This window comes from Planococcus alkaliphilus, assembly GCF_057031095.1.
Genome location: NZ_CM168060.1, coordinates 1388372 through 1409483, shown reverse-complemented (window position 1 = coordinate 1409483; position 21112 = coordinate 1388372). Strand labels below are relative to the sequence as shown.

The window sequence follows — 21112 nt, the reverse complement described above, 5'->3', positions numbered from 1 at the left end:
AAGTACTTTTCGTCCGTATTATATAATAGAACCTATAGAGATGGGGGATTTCTCATGGCTTTTTTTATACGCCTCATTGTCATCGTACTTATCATTTATTTATTTTATCGATTGATCCGCTATGTAGTAGACCCAAAACGGAAGTTAGACGCTGCCATTGAAGCGAACACGTATTACTTCTACGATGATGTAAAAAATGTCCGCAAGAATTTTTTCATCACGCTTAGAGGCGCGGTGTTTGAAGGCGAAAAATATTTAGGGACGACCGAAGATGCTTTTGAAGTCGTTTCCATTTTCGTATGGGCTGAAAACCCCGACATGCTGCAGGGCTTTACGAAAGAAGACTTTTACTTCCTGGAAAAAGAAATTCAGATGAATTACCCTGCTGCCAAGATCAATTGGAAAAACCCGATCGAACAGCTGATGAAACAGTGAATCAAACGAAATTTAGGTAGCTCCAAATTAATGCGGCTGCATCAATCACAGCCAGCATCAGGAAGCCTACGCGGAAATTGGTATGTTTTGTTTTATGGCGGAACATCATCATGCCGATATAGGCGCCGATGCCGCCGCCAAGAATGGCGACTGACCATAAATTTTTCTCAGGTATCCGCTGGCCGCGCCGCTGTGCCTGCGATTTATCCACTTTCATCATGATGAGTGCAAGCAGTGACAGCACAGTGAAATACCCGGCTATTATCAAGAACAAAAGAATCCCTCCATGAAAAAAAGACTGACGAAATTCGTCAGTCTTTTTTATTGTCTAGCTGCAGCGCCTAGCTCCTCGGGATCTTAAGTCAGTCCACTCCGGAAATCAGGATTTCCTATGTGTTCTGCCTTAAGCCTGTCGGAGCTGTACAGGCGCTTTCGCTTTTCTTGTCTAGCTGCAATGGCCAGATTCTCGGGTCATAAGCCGGCTCGGCTGTGCGGCATAAACGCCGCTTCGCCAAACCGTCTTATGCCTATCGAATCTTAACGGCCATTTTCGCTTTTCTTATTTAGCTACTGCTTTTTTTGCAGCATCTACTAATGCTGTGAAAGCAGCTGCATCAGATACAGCGATTTCAGCTAGCATTTTGCGGTTGATGTCGATTCCAGCAACTTTAAGACCGTGCATTAGACGGCTGTATGAAATGTCGTTCATACGAGCTGCTGCGTTGATGCGCGTGATCCATAGTTTACGGAAATCACGTTTTTTATTGCGACGGTCACGGTAAGCATAGTTACCTGACTTCATTACCTGCTGGTTTGCTACTTTGAAAAGGATGTGCTTTGCACCATAATAACCTTTTGCTAATTTAATGACCTTTTTACGACGCTGGCGCGTCACTGTTCCACCTTTTACGCGTGGCATATCACATTACCTCCTGCTTGAATATATAAAATTCGATTTTTTGTTCGTGTGTTGGTCTTGTCCAGACTCCAACGGCCAGCTCCTCGGTCTTAAGCTGTCCTTCCTGTGCGGCAAAGAACGCCGCTTCGGAAGATCATCTTAAGTCTGCCGGAGCTGAACGGCCGTTTACGCTTTTCAATATTACTTCATGTTATAGATAAGAGATTTGATGCGTTTCAAGTCGCCTGCAGAAACAAGTTTCCCTTTACGTAGGTGACGTTTTTGCTTAGTCGATTTGTTTGCAAATAAGTGGCTTGTGTGTGAACGGTTGCGTTTTACTTTACCAGTTCCAGTTTTCTTGAAACGTTTCATCGCACCGCGGTGGCTTTTCATTTTCGGCATTTCGAATTCCTCCTAAACAATTGATCTGTTATTCTTTTTCGTTAACTGGCGCAAGCATCAAGAACATGCTGCGGCCATCCATTTTAGGGCGCTGTTCAACCGTCGCAACTTCCTTGCATGCTTCTGCGAAGCGTTCAAGGACGCGCTGTCCGATTTCTTTGTGCGTGATCGCACGGCCTTTAAAGCGGATTGAAGCTTTGACTTTGTCCCCTTTTTCAAGGAACTTAATCGCATTGCGAAGTTTCGTGTTAAAATCGTGTTCGTCGATTGAAGGGCTCAAACGCACTTCTTTCACTACGATCACTTTTTGATTTTTACGAATTTCACGGTCTTTCTTTTGCTGTTCGAACTTGAATTTACCATGGTCCATGATACGTGCGACCGGCGGCTTAGCTTGAGGAGCCACTAGTACAAGATCCAAGTTGACACGTGCAGCAATTTCAAGTGCTTCGTTACGTGTTTTAATACCGAGTTGCTCACCGTTCTGATCAATAACCCGTAACTCACGTGCACGAATACCTTCATTTACATTGATGTCTTTGCTAATATTAATCCACCTCCGGATAGTGTCGCGAATAGCTTAACATGTGTAACCGACCATGTCGGCTTACAGGTCCGATCCAAAACAAAAGCGGATGGGCCTCGTTCGGCCCACCCGCAATTTATGACAGCACGCCGCAGCGTGATAAAGTCAAAATCGTGTCTACCTGCCAACAACTGGTCGATCAGGTGAGAAGCGGGTGCTCCTGCTTGCACATATAAGTATTCTATAACCTTATTCATAATACCATGCACCTAAGGGCATGTCAACCCTTTAGCGAAGTTCGCCTTGAATCATTTTCAAGAAATCGTCAAACGGCATGCTTTCGGATTTCTGTTCTCCGTATTTACGGACGTTGACCGAACCGTTTTCAACTTCCTGGTCTCCAAGAACCAGCATATACGGAACTTTCTGCATCTGCGCTTCGCGGATTTTGTAGCCAAGCTTCTCATCGCGTTCGTCGATATCGACGCGCAATCGATGAGATTGCAATTTCTCTTGGACGTTTTTCGCGTAGTCGCTGTGTGCATCGAGCGATACCGGAATCACTTCCACTTGAACTGGAGCCAGCCAAGTCGGGAATGCCCCTTTGTATTCTTCGATCAAGAAAGCAACAAAACGTTCCATAGTCGAAACAACGCCGCGGTGGATGACGACTGGACGGTGCTGTTTGCCGTCTTCTCCGATATAAGTCAGGTCGAAACGCTCAGGAAGCAAGAAATCCAGCTGGACAGTTGAAAGTGTTTCTTCTTTGCCTAGAGCTGTTTTGACTTGGACATCGAGTTTCGGTCCGTAGAATGCCGCTTCGCCTTCTACTTCCACGTAATCCAATCCAAGATCGTCCATTGCTTCTTTCAGCATGGATTGTGCACGTTCCCACATTGCATCGTCGTCAAAGTATTTCTCTTTGTCTGCCGGGTCGCGGTAGGAAACGCGGAAAGAATAATCTTTAAGATCAAAGTCTTTATACACATCGATCACTAAGTTGACCACGCGTTTAAATTCTTCTTTGATTTGGTCCGGGCGTACGAAAATGTGTGCGTCGTTCAATGTCATGCCGCGAACACGCTGCAGTCCAGACAATGCACCAGACATTTCGTAGCGGTGCATCAAACCTAGTTCTGCGATGCGGATCGGCAGCTGGCGATATGAATGGATGCCTTGTTTGAAGATCATCATATGGTGCGGGCAGTTCATCGGACGAAGAACCAATTCCTCGTTGTCCATCTGCATGACCGGGAACATATCTTCCTGGTAATGATCCCAGTGGCCGCTTGTTTTATAAAGGTCCACGCTTCCCATAACCGGAGTATACACATGGTCATATCCTAGGCTTTCTTCTTTATCAACGATATAGCGTTCGATGATGCGGCGGATAGTCGCGCCTTTTGGCAGCCACATCGGCAAGCCTTGGCCCACTTTTTGGGAGTTCATGAATAGATTCAATTCTTTCCCGATTTTGCGGTGGTCGCGTTCTTTCGCTTCTTCAAGCATTTCAAGATGCGCTTTTAAATCCTCTTTTTTGAAGAAAGCAGTGCCGTAGATGCGCTGCAGCATTTTATTGTCACTGTCGCCTCTCCAGTATGCACCCGCCACGCTCAGCAATTTGAATTCTTTTAATTTGCCAGTTGATGGCACGTGGATTCCACGGCAAAGGTCGAAAAATTCGCCTTGCTCATAGATCGATACTTGCTCGTCTTCTGGAATCGCTTCTAAAAGTTCCAATTTATATGGATCTTCGATCGCTGCAAACCGTTTTTGAGCTTCTGCACGCGAAACGTCGTGGCGAACGATTTCAATATTTTCGTTGATGATCTTCTTCATTTCTTTTTCGATGGCAGGCAAGTCTTCTGCTGAAATCGATTCTGCTGTATCGATGTCGTAGTAGAAGCCGTTTTCAATGACCGGGCCGACTCCAAGTTTCGCATCTTTGTAAATGCGTTTGATCGCTTGTGCCAATAGATGAGCAGATGAATGGCGAAGGATTTCCAACGCTTCATCTGATTCCGGCGTAATGATTGCAATGCTGCCGTCTTCTGCAATCGGTGATTTCAAATCAACCAAATGCTCGCCTACTTTACCGGCAAGTGCTTTCTTGCGAAGGCCTGGGCTGATCGACTGGGCAATCTCTTCAGTTGTTGTGCCTTTCGGAAACTCCTTTACTGCACCGTCTGGGAATGTTAATTGAATCATGTCTGACATTCTGCTCTCTCCTTTTTTTATGTTCTAGGCCGAACATCTAGCCTTAGTTCTCGGCTTCCAAGATGTCTGCCCTAAATGAAACCAATAAAAAAAAGCCTCATCCCAAAGGGACGAAGCTTAAGTTCGTGGTTCCACCCTTCTTCTATCTTGAACGGACGAATCCAATTCAAAATGAAGCTCTGCATCGGCTAACGGGCCGGTACCGTCAATTGCTACTGAAAGATTTCACAATTGCTGCTCAAAGGTGGTAAGTGTGTTTGCCGTACTAAGAAGCTTTCAGCCGGGGCTTCTCTCTCTATAAGCCGTACAAATCCACTCTTGTCCTTGTCAACGCATTATATTGTATCGATTGTTTTTACTATACGACGAAAACTTTAAAAAGACAACACCTTGTGTGATTAAATTCGTCGGTTTTGCCCGTCCAACATAACCGGAGCCGTCAAGGCACGGATGCGTTCCATTACGCGCGCCGCTTTTAAATCTTCTTTTTCGCCGCGCTGTGAATACGTCAAATGATGCTGAAGTTCCGAATAACTGAAATTCGATGTCATGAAAGTCGGCAGCTTTTCAGCCATCCGGTAATGGAGAATCGTTCCGAGCACTTCATCGCGCGTCCAGCTCGACATCGCTTCTGCTCCGATATCATCCAACATCAAGACATCCGCTTTTTTGACATAATCCACTTTTTCCTGCAAGGTTTGGTCGCCGATTGCCTGTTTCATTTCACGCATGAATTCAGGGACGAATACCAAAACCGATTTAATGTTCTTTTCGGCCAACGCATTTGCTACAGCACTAAGCAAATAAGATTTGCCAATGCCGAACTTGCCGTAAAGGTATAAGCCTTTTTCCGGCATCTCCCCTGGACCCTTAGTGGCGTCCAGGAACGAATCGACGGCATTAAACGCTTCTAAGCGGCTCGCATCCAATTCAAAACCGGACAACGTCGCTTCCATGACTTCTTTCGGCATATACATGCTGTGGATCAATGACGACGCCCGGCGTTTGTTGTCGTGCTCGTTTTTCAGGCGGCACGGAGTATACGAAATTCCGATATTGCTGCGTTCAAGAACCAAATTCGGTTCAAACCCTTTTAAGTGGTTGATGCAGGCACCAAGGCTCGGGCATTTATTGCAGTCATGGGATTGGTCGATGTATTCATAGAGTTTCCCCATCCCCCTGTCGACAATGTTTTTATCAATTTCCGAAGAATGTTCATCTAAAAAATGCTGAACGCCTGGATGCTCCAGTACTTCCTGCCGCATCGCATTATAGCGTTCGGAAAAAGCAGGGGCATTCACGACACGTTTTAAGGTCTCCCGGATCGGTTCCATTTAATCACCCTTACCTTTCTTCATCGCATATTTCGCTAATAATTTTTGTTTTGCCGCTTCGAGGTCTTCCGTGTTGTCCGCCTCTTTCGCTGGCTGAACATCGTCTTTCTTATAAAACCATTCCGGCAGTTTCTCTTCCCTCACCGGTTTCCGGCTGGAAGAAGAACTTCTCGTTTTTGCTGTCGGAGATCCTTCCGATTTCCATTTTAAATACTGTTCGTGCTCGATCCGCGCAAGATCCATCGCTTCCTTCGCCGTTTTGACGTTCTTACGAAGCCAATGGGATGCGAGTTTTTCAACATAAGCCTTTGTCAACTTCATATCCGTCCGCAGCAAGACATACTGCAGGAGGACATTGACGACAGCAGGCTCCATGCCGTGCTGGATAACCAGTTGATTCGCTAGCTGGACATCTGCCGGCAACGGCTCCTTCCCATTCGCAATGTCTCTTAACACTTCAACCGGAGAAGCCGATTCGAGGTAATCGATCAATTCATCTTCTTTTGTTTTCGGCGCTTCCTTTTTCGGCGTTTCTTTTTTCTTCACTTGAACCAATTGAGGGGCTGTCGTGGCTACGGTCAATTTATAATAATCAGCTGCCGCTTTCTTTAAACTCTCAAGCGTCAATTTGTAATCATCGTCAATTGCGAGCAAAATGACTTTCTGCATTTCGAGGGGACCCCAGCTATACAGGAACGCGAGTTTTGCGATGAGTTCCCGGATGCTCGCCGTCAGCACTTTATGCGGCACCAACTGTTCAGACAAACCTTGGCGCAATAATGAAAAATCAAATTCCCCTTCAGCTTCATAAGAGCCCTTTTTGCGTTCCTGCAAATTATCGGTTTGGGACGGATAGCCCGCTTTCGCATGGACCGGCTGGAAAATATCCGTAAATGTCCGGGATACTTCCGCATAGCCTTCCAGGATTTCACGATGGACCACAAAACGGTCTCTTACTTTCCGGTACGTCGTTTCCCCCACTTTGCTAAAAAGGAACATCGACAGCAGCGGATCCGCAAAAAAACTTTTCGGATCGAGCGGCGGACAAAGCTCATAGACAAACGAACGGTTTTCTTGGTCTTTGCGGTACGTTTTCAATAAGCCGATCGCTTCCAATTGGATCCGCGATTCGAAAATCCGGGAAATGGAGACGCCAAGCGTATTCATTAACATATAATGCGTCGCTTCATCTGTGCCTTCTTCCCCTTCCGCCCAAAGCGTCAAGTAAAAAGCGATGGCTTCTGCACCGACAAGCGGCTGATAGAGAAGCGTCAACAGCTGGCGGTCGTAGTTCGAAAAAGGATATGGCATAACAATTCGGAAAGAATCTGCAGGCTGGAGTTCCTTATACAAAGCTGTCATGATTCACCGCCTTACTCGGACTTCTTATCATCCGGACTCTTTTTCAATAAATCCTTCAATTCATCGATAAATACAGTAATGTCTTTAAACTGGCGGTAGACTGATGCAAATCGAACATAAGCGACTTCATCGATGCCAGCTAAACGGTCCATGACCAACTCACCGACTTCTTCAGATTTTACTTCGGCATTCCCTTGGCGCCGAAGATCTTTTTCAATATCGAATACAACGCTTTCAAGAACCTCGAGCGGCACAGGGCGTTTTTCACAAGCACGGATCAAGCCTCGCAAAACTTTCTCGCGGCTAAATTCTTCACGGGACCCGTCTTTTTTCACCACAATCAACGGCATCTCTTCCACTTTTTCGAACGTCGTATAACGATAGCCGCAAGCTTCACATTCCCTGCGCCTTCTTATGGACTTCATATCATCAACTGGGCGCGAATCAACTACGCGTGTACCATTGTGCTGGCAAGCCGGACATTTCATTTCGACATCTCCCTAAACTTTCTATCTGTTTTTTCTAGTATAACAAAATTTCTTTGGGAAAATAGAAAAAGCAGAGGAATTTATCCCCTGCTTGATGTTTTTCAAAATAATGGATTATACAGTTACTGAAACTTTTGTTTCTCCAGTACCAACTGGACCCATGCCGCGTGGCAATTCGGTAACTTCACTCGCTTGTGAGTTAAGCGCCTTAGCGATATACTCCGCTGCAATAGTCGGATCAAGATCGCCGCAAGTATAAACATCTACACTTGCATAACCGTGTTCCGGAAAACTGTGGATTGTCAAATGCGATTCAGAAATGATTACAACTCCGCTTACACCTTGAGGTGCAAATTTGTGAAAAGCTACTTCTCTAATTTCCGCTCCGGATTTCAGTGCTGCATCAACAAAAGTTTGTTCGATATAATCCATATCGTTTAATTTGTCAAAATCACACTGCCAAAGTTCTGCAATTACGTGACGTCCCATTGTTTCCATGGTTCGTTTCCCCCTTTGATATCATTTTGTTTTCGTGCTCAAAATATTCAAAGTTGACTACCACGGGGGAAAGTTAGTCCAAAGAGGTCCTAACCCTTTAAGCAGTCATGTGAATAAAACACATGCTCCCTGAATGCCTTCATCAAGTTTCCTGAAAACATAGAAGCTGGTAGTTAATTTTTCAACTACGAATGTTAGTATAAGGTGTATCTGTGCTAAATGCAATAAATTTAACGCAAGTTTTTTTCTGTGATTCCAAGACTGGCTAAAGACAAAGAAATACCGCGTTCCTCAAGCAGAAACGCGGCATTTGCAATTAAGCTTCAGCGAAGACCAATGCATCCGCCACTTTTTTTGTTAAGTCGATGACGCGGGCTGAATAGCCCCATTCATTATCGTACCAAGCCAAAACCTTCACTTTTCGTTTGCCGATGACCATTGTGGAAAGGCCATCAATCACAGCAGATTTCGGGTTCGTGTTGAAATCCACGGATACTAATGGTTCCATCGTCAAAGCCAAAATCCCTTCCAAACCTTCTTCTGAAGCTTTGATAAAGGCTTCGTTCACTTCGTCCACCGTCACATCACGCTCTAAATCTACGACTAAATCCACGAGCGAAACGTTTGGAGTCGGCACACGAAGCGCCATTCCATGAAGTTTCCCTTCAAGTTCCGGCAACACCAATGACAGCGCTTTCGCAGCGCCCGTAGAAGTAGGGATGATCGACTGGCTGCACGCACGCGCTCGTCTCAAATCCTTATGCGGATTGTCTAAATTTTTCTGGTCATTCGTAAAAGAATGGACGGTAGTCATTAGGCCATTTTCGATGCCAAAAGCATCGTTCAGTACTTTTGCGACAGGCGCAAGGCAATTGGTTGTGCAACTCGCATTGGAGATGATGCTATGCTCGTCGACGTTGAATTTGTCTTCATTGACCCCCATCACGATGGTGATGTCTTCATCTTTTCCCGGTGCAGTCAATATGACTTTACGGGCTCCCGCATCTAAATGAAGTGCCGCTTTTTCACGGGAATTGAATTTTCCAGTTGCTTCGATTACGATGTCGATGTCCATTTCTTTCCACGGGAGATTTAAAGGATCTCTTTCGTTAACGAGTTGAACTCGTTTGCCGTTAACGATTAATGCGTCTTCCTCGGAAGAGACGTCACCCGCGAAGGTGCCGTGATTTGTGTCATACTTAATGAGATGCGCGAGAGTTTCAGCAGGGTAACCAGCGTTTACAGCACTGATTTTAATGTCATCCATCAAAATTGCCTGTCTGAAAACCATGCGGCCAATACGGCCAAATCCGTTAATCGCAATAGAAATTGTCATTTTATGAGACCCCCATTTAAATAAGTCATACTGTTAATTTTTAATTTCTTATATAGTATAACACATTTGCTGTTTTATGGAACCTTTAAATCTATCCCAATAAAAAAAGCCGGGCAACAGGTGCCCGGCTTAGATCTTTCACGCTTTACGCAAAACCAATCTGTTTCCGCACTACTCTCCCGACAGTTCCTCACGCCATTTGTCTAAGATGCGGTTCAGCTGCCATTTTGTTTCATCGAAGGTGCCGTTATTATAAATTACGGCATCGGCCCCTTCTTCTTTCACTGACATCGGCAACTGAGAAGCGATGCGTGCACGCGCTTCTTTTTCGCTCAACTCATTTCGTTCCATTAAGCGGTTCAGCTGGTTTTCTTCTGTGACACTGACGACCAGAATCTTATCAACGAAATGCTGGAGCCTGCTTTCAAACAGCAAAGGGATGTCCATGATGATGGTTTCATGCCCTTGCTCCAGGAGTTCACTGCGCTGCCGAAGCATTTCTTGCCGGATAGCTGGATGGATGACATCGTTCAAACTTTTGCGGCTAGCCGGGTCGTTGAAAATCAATTCACCGACTTTAGCCCGGTCCATAGTCCCATCTTCTTTGATCACACCTTCTCCGAATAAAGCAGCGATCTTCACCAAGGTCTCTTGCCCTGGCTCCACCACTAAGCGCGCCACTTGATCGGCATCAATAATAGGATACCCTAATTCTTCGAGCATTTTCGAGACGGTGCTTTTTCCACTCGCAATACTGCCAGTCAGTCCTATAATCATCTTCTTGCCCTCACTTTTGGCAGGTCGGACAGTAGACCGAAGTTCTTCCGCCAATTTGCAGAGATTTGGTCATACTGCCGCATTCCATGCATTGTTTTTTGCCGTACATGCCGAACCGGTTCTGCATATTGCCAGATTCCCCGTTGACATTGCGATAGTCGGAAATCGTGCTTCCACCTGCTTCGATGCTTTCAAGCAAAATCGCGACAATCGTTTGGAACAGCTCCACTTTACGCGTTCTGCTGATTCGCTTTGCTGCCCGATTGGGATGGATTTTCATTTTAAACAAGGCTTCAGTTGCGTATATATTGCCGCAGCCTGATATCACTTGTCCGTCCATGATCACTTCTTTGATCGGTTTGTTCTGGTATTTCGGACTTTCGGCCATTTGAAGAAAATGCGCCAATGCACTTTCTTCAAATGGTTCCGGAGCCATTAAAAGCAGCGGAGGAAAATCCGCTTCTTCCTTTAATACCCGCATTTCGCCAAAGCGGCGAATATCGGAGAAAGCCAGTAAATTGCCGTCGCTCAAGCTCAGCACCACATGGACGTGCTTGCGGAATTTCTCTTCGCCGATTGACAGCAGGCTATCCACATAAAACCATGCCCCAGACATGCCAAGGTGGTTGACCAGTAAAAATTCGCCTTCTTTTTTTAATGTGAAATAAATGTATTTGCTGCGCCGTTCTACACTGATGATCTGTGCGCCCAACAAACGGCTGATGAACATGTCGGTCTCCATCCGTTTGATGATCGCTTCCTTGCCGCTCGTCTTTGACACCCGAATCGTATCTGAAACAAAGACTTCTTCAATTTTCTTGCCGATTGCGGCAGGACGGATCTGGCGGACGACGCCTTCAACTTCTGGAAGTTCAGGCATTCATAAGCCTCCTGTTATTTTGTATCGTACCATGTATCGCCAAATGCAAAATCCACTTTCAATGGAACATTCAGCTCTACTGCATGTTCCATTACTTGTGGAACCAATCTTTTCAATTTCTCCAATTCTTCCGGCGGTGCTTCAAAAATCAGCTCATCGTGCACTTGCAGCAGCATACGCGTTTTCAGCCCTTCGCGCTCCAAGGCATCGGCCATATCAATCATCGCTTTTTTAATGATGTCAGCAGCACTGCCTTGGATCGGCGTATTCATCGCTGTGCGTTCTGCAAAACTGCGCAAATTGAAATTCGAGCTTGTTATATCCGGCAAATAGCGCCGGCGGTTCATGAGTGTTGTCACAAAACCGTTTTTCTTGGCACCCGCTACGATATCGTTCATATACCCTTTAACTCCCGGGAAGCTTGCAAAATACCGGTCAATAAATGCTTGTGCTTCTTTACGGGTGATGTTCAAGTTCTGGGAAAGGCCATAATCGCTGATGCCATAGACAATGCCGAAGTTAACCGCTTTTGCTGCACGGCGCATATCACCGGTCACTTCCTCAGCTGGAACATGGAACACATCCATAGCCGTCGTTGTATGGATATCCCGGTCGTTTTTGAAAGCCTCGATCAGCCGCTCGTCTTTCGACATTTCAGCCAGGACGCGCAATTCAATCTGTGAATAATCGGCCGCTACCATTACCCAGTCAGGGAAGGAAGGAATGAAGGCTTTGCGGATTTTCCGGCCTTCTTCCAAACGTACAGGGATGTTCTGGAGGTTCGGGTTAATGGAACTCAAACGCCCGGTCGTTGTCAAGGCTTGCTGGAAGCGTGTATGCACTTTGCCGTCTTCATGGATTTCTTTTAATAGCCCTTCAATATAAGTAGAAAGGATTTTCCCAAGCTGGCGGTATAAAAGGATATGTGAAATGATTTCATGCTGGCCATTCAGCTTCTCTAACACATCGGCAGCTGTCGAATAGCCGGTTTTTGTTTTCTTAAGAACCGGCAGCCCCAGTTTTTCAAAAAGGACCACACCTAATTGCTTTGGTGAATTGATGTTGAATTCTTCTCCAGCCAAACTGTGGATCTCCGATTCGATTTTCACGAGTTTACCGGATAGCTCCTCGCCCATCGCCACTAATTGCTCTTTATCCACGGTGACGCCAAGCGATTCCATTGCGCCTAGAATGGTTGCAAGCGGCAATTCCAAATTGCGGTATAAATCGTATTGCTCGTTTTCTTTTAATTTATTCAGCACCAAGGGCCGCACTGCCCAGATCGTACGGGCTTTTCTCGCAATGTGCTCATACAGGATCGCGTCATTCGGCACGGCTTTTTTTGCGCCTTTTCCGTAAATCTGTTCGTTTTGCGAGACCTCCGTATAGCCGTATTCTTGAACGATATTCGCCAAATCGGTATAGGTCAGCGAAGGATTGACGATGTAAGCACCCAGCATCAAATCAAAGTCGACGCCGTCCACTTCGACGCCGCAGCGGAAAAAGGCGGCAGTAGACGCTTTAGAATCGGACATGTATTTCTTCTTCGTATCATCTTTGAACCAATCTTTGAACGTTTGCGATTCTTTGATGACATCCATTGGAATCACGTACGTTTTTTCGGCTGTTGCCAAAGAAACGCCGAGCAAGTCGCATGTATGGTACTGTTCATCGTACAGCTCCAGATGGACAGCCATTTCATCTTCAAGAATAGACGGATCGATTTCACTCAGCACTTCAAAGACCAATTCTTCTTTTTCGGTTTCTTCAGCGGTGTATTCCATCTTTTCCAGCAAAGATTTAAACGCTAACTCATTCCAGACTTTCACCAATTCATCCTGGTCCGGTCCATCATAAGAAAGTTCATCAATCGCTATTTCAATCGGTGCTTGGCGTTCAATAGTAGCCAGTTTTTTACTGATCAATGCCAAATCCTCATTGGCTTCCAGCTTTTCCTTCAACTTGCCTTTTTGCTGGTCAATGGCTTCATAGACACCTTCTACTGAACCGTGGGCAGCAAGCAATTTAATCGCTGTTTTTTCACCTACGCCCGGTACGCCTGGGATATTATCTGAAGCATCTCCCATCAAGCCTTTCATATCAATGATCTGCGCTGGTGTCAGCCCATACTTTTCTTTAATGTGTTCAACCGTGTATTTTTCAATATCTGTAATGCCTTTACGGGTGATGTAAACAGTCGTCGACGGAGAAGCAAGCTGCGTCAAATCCTTATCGCCGGAAATCACGATCACTTTATCGCCTGCTTGTTCAGCTTCTAAGCTCAATGTGCCAATAATGTCATCCGCCTCATAGTTCGGCAATTCATACCGTTTAATGCGGTAGGCATCGATCAACTTTCTCAAATAAGGGAATTGCTCGGATAACTCAGGCGGCGTCTTTTGGCGCCCTCCTTTGTAATCGCTGAACGTCTCATGCCGGAACGTCGTTTTCCCTGCATCGAATGCTACGATCATATGCGTCGGCTGCTCTTCTTCAAGGATTTTCTGCAGCATCATCGTAAACCCATAAACTGCGTTTGTGTGGATGCCGTGTTCGTTCGTAAGCAATGGCAGCGCAAAAAACGCGCGGTACGCCAAACTGTTTCCATCCAATAAAAGAATTTTCTTCGCCACAATATTACCCCTCTCACTACTGACGATCTTCAAAAGAATCGTTCTCTGCTTCGCCAAAACATTTGGCGGCTTCAATGTCTTCGATGAAAATAAATAAGCCATCATTCCTATCATTTTACCATGCAGGCAAAAAGAATAGAAATGACGGCTCTGTTTTATTCCAAATTCCCTGTTAAGATATTTGCGTAAGGGGAATCTGATGGCAAGATGATGACTGTATCCTCGCCAATAGTTTTCGTATAGGACTCCAAAGACCGGTACAGCTGATAAAAATCAGGGTCTTTCGAGAACGACTGATTGTAGATTTTAGCCGCTTCAGATTCGCCTTCTGCCTGGATCAATGCTGCTTCTTTACGGGCAGTTGCGATCAATTCTTGGGCTTCGCGGTCTGCCTGGGCTTCGATTTCGCGTTTTTTCGCATCGCCTTGCGACAAATAGTCCTGGGCTGTGGAATCGCGTTCAGAAATCATCCGCGTATAGACGGACTGCTCGTTTTCTTCCGGCAAGTCGGTGCGTTTAATGCGAACGTCGATGACTTGTATGCCGTATTTGTCTTTCTCTAACAATTCATTCACTTTTTTTGTGACATTGTCATTCACGCTGCCGCGTGATGAGTTTTCATCGTTGATGATATCCTCGTAATTCAATTGGCCAAGTTCCGCTCGGACAACTGAGTAGATAAACTCTTCCATACGGGATTCTGCGTTAATGATCGTTCCGGCATTGGAGATCAGATCGATCGGATTTACAACTTCCCATACCGCGTAATTATCGATAATAATTCGTTTTTTATCTTTTGTATTGATCTCGGCTTCTGAAACATCATAGGTCATTTGGTAATTCGGCAAAGTAGTCACGCTTTGAATAAAAGGAATCTTCATTTTTATGCCGGGTTCTTCATGAATATCGACGACTTCACCGAATTGGCGCACTACGCGGTATTCGTTTTCTTTTACAACATATACATTTGTCAAGATGATGAGCAATGCCGCGAGTACGACAACTGCGCCGACAATAAGTTTCCAATGCTTTTTAAAATTGATCGGTTCTTTCGGCTCTTTTTTCTTTTTTGGCCTTTTGGGGTTTTCCCATGGATTCGGCTTCGGAGATCCCGATATCGGTTTGTTCGGCTCCATTAGTTTCCGCTCCCTTCTTCTTCAGTTTCAGCCGCTGGCGGCACGACAGACTGCATACTCTCAAGCGGCAAATATTTCATTGTTCCGCCTTCATCATTCATAATATAAAGTTTCGCGTTCGGCAAAACCGTTTCCAATGTTTCAATGATCAGGCGCTGTTGCGTTACTTCAGGATTTGTACGGTATTCAGCATAAAGTTTATCGAATACTGCGACGTCACCCCGCGCTTGTTCAACACGCGACACTTTTTGCCCTTCAGCGCGTGAATTAATAGCCGCTTTTTCACCTAGCGCTTCATTGCGTTTCTGATTTTCATATTTTTTAGCTTCATTAATTTTTGTGTTCATCGTTTCTCTGGCATCCGTCACATTGGTGAATGCAGCACGCACTTCTTCATTCGGCAATTCCACGTCTTGGAGTTTAACTGCCAAAACAGATATGCCGATATCGTATTTATCGATGAGCGATGCCAACAAATCACGTGTTTCCGATTCGATTTCTGCTTTCCCTGAAGTCAGGGCATCGTCGATCAATGAGCTGCCGATGATGGAACGGATGGAAGCGGAAGTGGCATCATGGAGAATTTCCCGAGGCGCTTCTGAACTGAACAAGTATTTTTTAGGATCTGTAATTTTCCACTGGACAATCAAATCCGCAAGGACGATATTTTCATCTCCGGTAATCATTTTGGTCTCTGCATCGTAAGAAGTGATTTCCCCTTGTTCGTTCTGGTTATAGCCGAATTGCAAGCTGTAGGTTTCTTTTGAAAGGACTTCAGCTTTTTGGATTGGCCATGGCAATTTAAAATGCAGCCCCGATTCTGTAACGGTTTCATTCGCTACCCCGAATGTGATGATGACAGCTTGTTCGGATTCATCTACTGTATACCATGAAGTAAAAATTGCGATTAATAGGATGATTCCTAAGACAGCTAAACCGATGACGCTTAGCACTTTTTTCGTAGTCATGTAATGACCCCCTTTTTTATTATGTATACTTATTCTACGAAGCAATATTAAAATAGTTTCATAAAATTAGGCAAGCTCCCATAAATCTCTTTTGCTTTTTTGAATTGGACACGAAAAAGAGCCCCGGGTTAGAGGGCTCTTTTTCTATTTATGCGGTTTAAAGGGGGTTCTTAGTAACCATAACATTCTATTGTGAAGTCAGTATTAATGTTTTGTAAATATTACCACTGATTATTTTTATACTTCTTATAGTAGTTGATTTGCCGTGCAAACAAATACAGCTTCCGTTTTAAATGCGTATCCTTTTTATAGAATAGCGGATTACCGTATTTGCCTTTTTTCAATAATTCTTTGATATCACGCTGTACGGCTTTATTGTCCACAAATTTTTTCAAGACGATTTTCGGCACTACCGTGAATAGGAAATCTTCATTTAAATAAGTGACCGGTTTTTCAACATGGTAAATGAGGTCGTCGACGAAATAAGAAGCCATATTATGACCGAGCGCTGTGACGTAATAACTCGAACGCCCTTGACGGATATTCACTTCAAAGACTTTGAATTTCCCGTCCCGTTCATCGTATTTTAAATCGAAATTCGCAAATCCTGTATAGCCAACCGCTTCAAGGAAATTCTGGAGCTTCACCATCATTTCTTTATCAAAGCGGGTAATCAATGCTGTATAATTGCCGATTGCCGTAACCGTATGTTCTTGCAGCACCACTTGGGCAAATGTTACAAGCTGTGTTTTGCCTTTTGAACTAGCATAAATAACTGAATCCCACATATACGTATCATCGCCAGGAATGAAATCTTGGATGATCAGCTCGTCATCATAGCCGCTCGCAATAATCGTATCGATGACGTTCTTCAGCTCTTGCGGCGTTTCAACTTTATACACTTTTTGCTGGCCCGCAAATTTATTGAGATTGTATTGGATTCCGTTGCTCGGTTTGACAATGACCGGATACATCATCTGTTCTTCAAACGGCACACCTGAACGGCAATCATAGAAGAACGTAGTCGGCGTTTCAATGCCATGTTCTTTACAAAGCTTATAGAAATTCGCTTTTACTTGAAGTTGATTCATCAAATCTTCATTGATGTAATTGAAAACAAAATGTTCTTTTAAAACGGAAGCATTCTCGATGATCAGCCGAACATATAAATCGTTCGTACCGATCAGCAATAATGTTTTGCCCGGCGTTCGGTATTTACGGGCAATATCGGTAAGAATTGATGCAAATTGAGCAGAATCAGCCAAGCCGGAGCGCAATTCGATCGTCTCTGTAATATTGCTCATTGATGTAAATGATAATGGTTCTTTTCCGACTAAAATCGGTTTAATCCCATAAGCTTCGTGAAATGAAATCGCCATATTGTAAGCGTTCATATCTGTTCCTACAATGATTGGCAAAAAAGGTAATGTATCCATGCTTTCCTCCTAAATTAACTCCCTAAAGGCAATTGAACAGTAAATTTGGTTCCCACTCCTACGGTGCTTTCCACTTCTACTTTTCCATGATGTGCCTCTATTAAATGTTTTACAATTGATAACCCTAATCCCGTGCCGCCGGAATTCCGGCTTCTTGCCCGGTCAACCCGGTAAAAACGTTCGAACAAGCGTCCAATTTCAGAAGCTTCAATCCCGATTCCCTGATCTTCCACTTCAATCAAGGCAGACTTGCCTTTTGCATATAACCTAACTGTGACGGTAGTTTCAGAAGATGAGTAAGTGATCGCGTTGACTAAAAGATTCATCATGACCTGCAGCAGGCGGTCCGGATCTCCTAACAGAGTAACCGGCTCCAGTTGAAGATCCAATTTGATATGCTTTTCTTCGATTCTTCTGCTCACCATTTCTTCTGCCCGTTTAATCACTTTTTCCATATCTGTTGGGAGCGCATTGACTTGGAATCCGGCTTGTTCCACTTTCGACAGATCCAATAAATCGTTGATTAGCATTTCAAGCCGATTACTCTCTGTATGGATAATTTCGAGAAATGACAGCAATGTCGATTCGTCCGCATGAGCACCATCAATCAAAGTTTCGGAAAAACCTTTAATAGAAGTCACCGGCGTACGCAGTTCATGTGAAACGTTTGCCACAAAATCTTTGCGCACTTGTTCAAGCCGTTTTAATTCGGTGATGTCATGCGAAACGATTACGATCCCAAGCCATTGTTCGTGGTCTCCAAGCACTGGTGCACCATATACGTCAATATTCTTGGTCTGGATGCCCTGATTAAATTCCAGCTGATCTCGTGCCGCCTGCTCTGTCATGAAAACTTGTTCGATAAATCGCTCGAACATTTCCGGCAGCGGAATTTCTTTGTAAAATTTTTGATGGATTTGTTCTTCTTTCAAGTTGAACTCATCCATAAAAGATTTATTGACCAAAGCCACACCGCCTTGCCGGTCAATCATGATCAAAGCACTTCCCATGTTCTCAATCAAGGTTTTTAAGCGTTCCTGCTCCATTTCACGGACGGCCGTGATTTCCTGCAAATTCCGCGCCAATATATTGATCGTGGAACTTAATTGAACCGCGCCAACATTTCCATATTCAAAAGCCCGAGCCCGGTAATTTCCTTTAACGAGCTCCAAAGCGGTTTGGGTAACATTTTCAATTGGAAGAGCTTGTACTTTGATGATCCGATACCCGACAAGTGCTGAAAACAGCAAAGCACCGATAAAAACCAGTGCCAAAATAATCCATACTTCTGTTTTGTCTTCAGCCTCTGCATACATCGGAAAAAGTTGGATAATTATAATAAGAAGGCATGCCAAAAGCAAGCCGATCCATGCGAGTATGGTCAGCAGAAGCCGATGCCTGAATGACTTCATCCTGCTTTTGGCTCCTCGAATTTATATCCAAGCCCCCGAATCGTCTTTATAAAAACGGGTTTTCGGCTATTTTCTTCTATTTTTTCACGTAAATGGCTAATATGTACATCTACAATCCGCGTGTCTCCCGCAAAATCGTATTTCCAAACCGCACTTAATAGCTGGTCTCTCGTTAATACCCGGTTTTTATTTTCCATCAAATATACGAGGAGTTCAAACTCTTTTGGTGTAAATTCAATTTGTTCATCATTCAAAAATACTTCAAACCGTTCCGGATAAACACTTAGATTCCCCAATATTAAAGGAGCAGATGAATCATGCGCTTCTGTCGGTGTCGTCTGGACTCTTCTGAGAACCGCTTTGATACGGGCTACGACTTCACGCGGGCTGAAAGGTTTTGTCATGTAATCGTCAGCACCCAATTCCAAGCCCAGTACTTTATCGAATTCGTCGCCTTTTGCCGTCAGCATGATGATTGGCGTATTGATTTTTTGCTGGCGAAGCGATTTGCAGACTTCGACTCCATCCATAGAAGGCAGCATCAAATCAAGGACAATGAGAGAAGGTTTTTCACTGATCGCCATCTCATAGCCTTCCTTCCCGTCATAAGCGACAATCGTTTCATAGCCTGCCTGCACCAGATTATAAGATAATAAAGTCGCAATCGAATGTTCATCTTCAATAATCAATATTTTGTTCAGCATTTAACATCCTCCACATTCAGTTTGAAACCCCCATTTCAAACCGCTTTACTACTTAATTATCAATGCTGTGCCAACTGGTTCTCCAGTTTAGGCGGATTAACGAGAACAGTTCCCGAAATCAATAAATTGCCTTTTTCATCTGATGCTTCGATTTTTATGGTGACCTCGTTGTCTTCTATATCAATCTCTGCTAATTCCAAAAAGAAATTAAAGGTTGAATAATGATAGACCGGCCGATGAAATTTTATTCGCTGTTCATTAATATAAGATCCAGGGCCCGGTAAATATTTTGAAATGGCCGAAGTGATAATTCCCGTCAACATGATGGTGGGCACGACCGGTTTTTCGAATGCCGTTTGTGCAGCAAAATCATGCTGGATGTATAGCGGGTTTCCATCGTTGGTAAGTCCGAGGTAAAGAAGAAGATCTTTGTCTTCAATCGTTTCTGTCAACTGCAGATTCTCCCCTATTTTCAGGTCTTCTATTTTACGGCCTAATTCACGCTTTTTTCCAAGCAATAATAAGTTCCCTCCCCAATCTTAATACTCTTATAGTATCAATTATGTGATGAAAAGTGCAAGCGCCTAGACCATCATTGCGCCTCAGGCCTTTACGACTATTCGAGAAAAATTTTACGGAATAGAAAACCGGGCTCGGATTTCTCCTGCCCGGTTCAAAATAGCGTCAAGCCAGAACTTTCATGACCGCTTTGACTGATTCTGCGGATTTGTTTAATAAGGTTTTTTCTTCTTCATTTAAATCGATCTCTAGAATTTTTTCAATTCCGCCTGCACCTAAAATGGTCGGTACACCTAAATAGATGCCATCCATACCGTACTCGCCTTCCAAATAGGAGATGGAAGGCAAAATGCGCCGTTGGTCTTTCAATATGGCTTCAGCCATTTCAACCAATGATGCAGCCGGGGCATAATAAGCGGAGCCGTTTCCTAATAGATTGACGATTTCTGCGCCTCCTTTACGGGTGCGGTCAACAATTTCTGAAAGCCGCGCTTCCGGTATCAAGGTTTCTAAAGGAATTCCGCCCGCGTAGGAATAGCGGACTAACGGCACCATATCATCTCCATGCCCGCCTAGAACAAATCCTGTGACATCTTTGACCGATACGTTCAATTCTTCAGCCACAAAAGTCCGGAAACGTGCTGAATCCAAAACCCCGGATTGACCAATCACGCGTTCTTTTGGAAATCCGGATTCTTTAAAAACGGTATACGTCATCGCATCCACCGGATTGGTCAAAACGATGATTGTTGTTTGAGGTGAGTGTTTTACAATATCCGCTGTAACAGCTTTCATGACTTTCTGGTTCGTTTGTACAAGGTCATCTCGGCTCATCCCCGGTTTGCGTGCAATTCCCGCAGTAATAATGACCAAATCCGAGTCTTTCGTATCTTCGTAATTGGATGTTCCGCTCACCTGTGCATCAAAACCTTGTACAGGAGATGCTTCAGCCATATCGAGCGCTTTTCCTTTAGCGGGATCCTCCATTTGAGGAATATCCACCAATACGACATCGCCTAATTCTTTTTGGGCCAATAAAAAAGCCGTAGTCGCCCCTGTAAAGCCTGAACCGATAACTGAAATCTTTTTACGCTTCAATGTCATAAAAACTCTCCTTTATGGTTAAAGTAGGTATAAAAAAAGAGAGGGAT

22 protein-coding genes and 1 other annotated feature are annotated in these 21112 nt (G+C 44.4%); of the genes, 1 reads left to right on the top strand and 21 read right to left on the bottom strand.

Translation table 11 applies throughout. The features are described from left to right. Positions 1 to 54: 54 nt before the first annotated feature. Positions 55 to 435 carry a sigma-w pathway protein ysdB gene (locus tag AC2EXB_RS07310; protein ID WP_483604247.1) on the top strand — a complete coding sequence of 127 codons (381 nt, stop codon included), beginning with the start codon at positions 55 to 57 and terminating at the stop codon, positions 433 to 435. 1 nt (position 436) lies between these two features. Here AC2EXB_RS07310 and AC2EXB_RS07305 read toward each other — a convergent pair whose 3' ends face one another. From AC2EXB_RS07305 to mdh, 21 genes are all read right to left on the bottom strand, one after another. Then, on the bottom strand, positions 437 to 709 hold the full coding sequence (locus AC2EXB_RS07305) for a DUF1294 domain-containing protein (protein ID WP_235198924.1): 273 nt from the start codon (positions 707 to 709) through the stop codon (positions 437 to 439). 285 nt (positions 710 to 994) lie between these two features. Beyond that, positions 995 to 1354: a 50S ribosomal protein L20 gene (rplT, locus tag AC2EXB_RS07300; RefSeq protein ID WP_052651989.1), complete on the bottom strand. Its 360-nt coding sequence runs from the start codon at positions 1352 to 1354 to the stop codon at positions 995 to 997. Positions 1355 to 1534: 180 nt separating this feature from the next. Further along, on the bottom strand, positions 1535 to 1735 hold the full coding sequence (rpmI, locus tag AC2EXB_RS07295; RefSeq protein WP_033541514.1) for a 50S ribosomal protein L35: 201 nt from the start codon (positions 1733 to 1735) through the stop codon (positions 1535 to 1537). Between the two features lie 28 nt (positions 1736 to 1763). Continuing rightward, the gene (gene infC, locus AC2EXB_RS07290) at positions 1764 to 2270 is read right to left on the bottom strand and encodes a translation initiation factor IF-3 (RefSeq protein WP_235199282.1); all 507 of its coding nucleotides are present in this window, start codon (positions 2268 to 2270) and stop codon (positions 1764 to 1766) included. Then, positions 2261 to 2518: a hypothetical protein gene (locus tag AC2EXB_RS07285; RefSeq protein WP_483604246.1), complete on the bottom strand. Its 258-nt coding sequence runs from the start codon at positions 2516 to 2518 to the stop codon at positions 2261 to 2263. Before AC2EXB_RS07285 ends, infC begins: the two co-directional genes overlap by 10 nt. Before the next feature lie 31 nt (positions 2519 to 2549). After that, complete coding sequence (gene thrS / locus AC2EXB_RS07280) at positions 2550 to 4478, bottom strand: threonine--tRNA ligase (protein ID WP_483604245.1); 1929 nt, start codon at positions 4476 to 4478, stop codon at positions 2550 to 2552. A gap of 103 nt (positions 4479 to 4581) precedes the next feature. Then, positions 4582 to 4818: a binding site (T-box leader), on the bottom strand. 58 nt (positions 4819 to 4876) lie between these two features. After that, complete coding sequence (gene dnaI / locus AC2EXB_RS07275; protein WP_483604244.1) at positions 4877 to 5812, bottom strand: primosomal protein DnaI; 936 nt, start codon at positions 5810 to 5812, stop codon at positions 4877 to 4879. After that, positions 5813 to 7174 carry a replication initiation and membrane attachment family protein gene (locus tag AC2EXB_RS07270; RefSeq protein WP_483604243.1) on the bottom strand — a complete coding sequence of 454 codons (1362 nt, stop codon included), beginning with the start codon at positions 7172 to 7174 and terminating at the stop codon, positions 5813 to 5815. A gap of 11 nt (positions 7175 to 7185) precedes the next feature. Further along, complete coding sequence (gene nrdR, locus AC2EXB_RS07265) at positions 7186 to 7662, bottom strand: transcriptional regulator NrdR (RefSeq protein WP_235198920.1); 477 nt, start codon at positions 7660 to 7662, stop codon at positions 7186 to 7188. A 114-nt stretch (positions 7663 to 7776) separates the two neighbouring features. Next, a complete protein-coding gene (gene speD / locus AC2EXB_RS07260) occupies positions 7777 to 8160 on the bottom strand; it encodes an adenosylmethionine decarboxylase (RefSeq protein ID WP_235198919.1) in 384 nt (127 codons plus the stop codon). Positions 8161 to 8476: 316 nt separating this feature from the next. Then, positions 8477 to 9496 (bottom strand): glyceraldehyde-3-phosphate dehydrogenase, encoded by a 1020-nt coding sequence (locus AC2EXB_RS07255; RefSeq protein WP_483604242.1) that lies wholly within the window; start codon positions 9494 to 9496, stop codon positions 8477 to 8479. Positions 9497 to 9667: 171 nt separating this feature from the next. Beyond that, entirely contained in the window at positions 9668 to 10273 is a 606-nt protein-coding gene (coaE, locus tag AC2EXB_RS07250) for a dephospho-CoA kinase (protein ID WP_235198918.1), read from the bottom strand. 10 nt (positions 10274 to 10283) lie between these two features. Continuing rightward, the gene (gene mutM / locus AC2EXB_RS07245; RefSeq protein WP_483604241.1) at positions 10284 to 11153 is read right to left on the bottom strand and encodes a bifunctional DNA-formamidopyrimidine glycosylase/DNA-(apurinic or apyrimidinic site) lyase; all 870 of its coding nucleotides are present in this window, start codon (positions 11151 to 11153) and stop codon (positions 10284 to 10286) included. A 14-nt stretch (positions 11154 to 11167) separates the two neighbouring features. Continuing rightward, positions 11168 to 13789, bottom strand: a complete 2622-nt coding sequence (polA, locus tag AC2EXB_RS07240) for a DNA polymerase I (protein WP_483604727.1) — start codon at positions 13787 to 13789, stop codon at positions 11168 to 11170. 152 nt (positions 13790 to 13941) lie between these two features. Then, entirely contained in the window at positions 13942 to 14922 is a 981-nt protein-coding gene (gene hflC / locus AC2EXB_RS07235) for a protease modulator HflC (protein WP_483604240.1), read from the bottom strand. Then, positions 14922 to 15890, bottom strand: a complete 969-nt coding sequence (gene hflK, locus AC2EXB_RS07230; RefSeq protein ID WP_483604239.1) for an FtsH protease activity modulator HflK — start codon at positions 15888 to 15890, stop codon at positions 14922 to 14924. Before hflK ends, hflC begins: the two co-directional genes overlap by 1 nt. Before the next feature lie 221 nt (positions 15891 to 16111). After that, positions 16112 to 17326, bottom strand: a complete 1215-nt coding sequence (locus AC2EXB_RS07225; RefSeq protein WP_235198915.1) for a carboxylate--amine ligase — start codon at positions 17324 to 17326, stop codon at positions 16112 to 16114. A gap of 14 nt (positions 17327 to 17340) precedes the next feature. Then, positions 17341 to 18738 carry a two-component system histidine kinase PnpS gene (pnpS, locus tag AC2EXB_RS07220; RefSeq protein ID WP_483604238.1) on the bottom strand — a complete coding sequence of 466 codons (1398 nt, stop codon included), beginning with the start codon at positions 18736 to 18738 and terminating at the stop codon, positions 17341 to 17343. Further along, positions 18735 to 19442: a response regulator transcription factor gene (locus AC2EXB_RS07215; RefSeq protein WP_483604237.1), complete on the bottom strand. Its 708-nt coding sequence runs from the start codon at positions 19440 to 19442 to the stop codon at positions 18735 to 18737. Before AC2EXB_RS07215 ends, pnpS begins: the two co-directional genes overlap by 4 nt. 59 nt (positions 19443 to 19501) lie before the next feature. Next, positions 19502 to 19960: a MaoC/PaaZ C-terminal domain-containing protein gene (locus tag AC2EXB_RS07210; protein ID WP_235198913.1), complete on the bottom strand. Its 459-nt coding sequence runs from the start codon at positions 19958 to 19960 to the stop codon at positions 19502 to 19504. A 166-nt stretch (positions 19961 to 20126) separates the two neighbouring features. Further along, a complete protein-coding gene (mdh, locus tag AC2EXB_RS07205) occupies positions 20127 to 21065 on the bottom strand; it encodes a malate dehydrogenase (protein ID WP_483604236.1) in 939 nt (312 codons plus the stop codon). Positions 21066 to 21112: the final 47 nt, after the last annotated feature.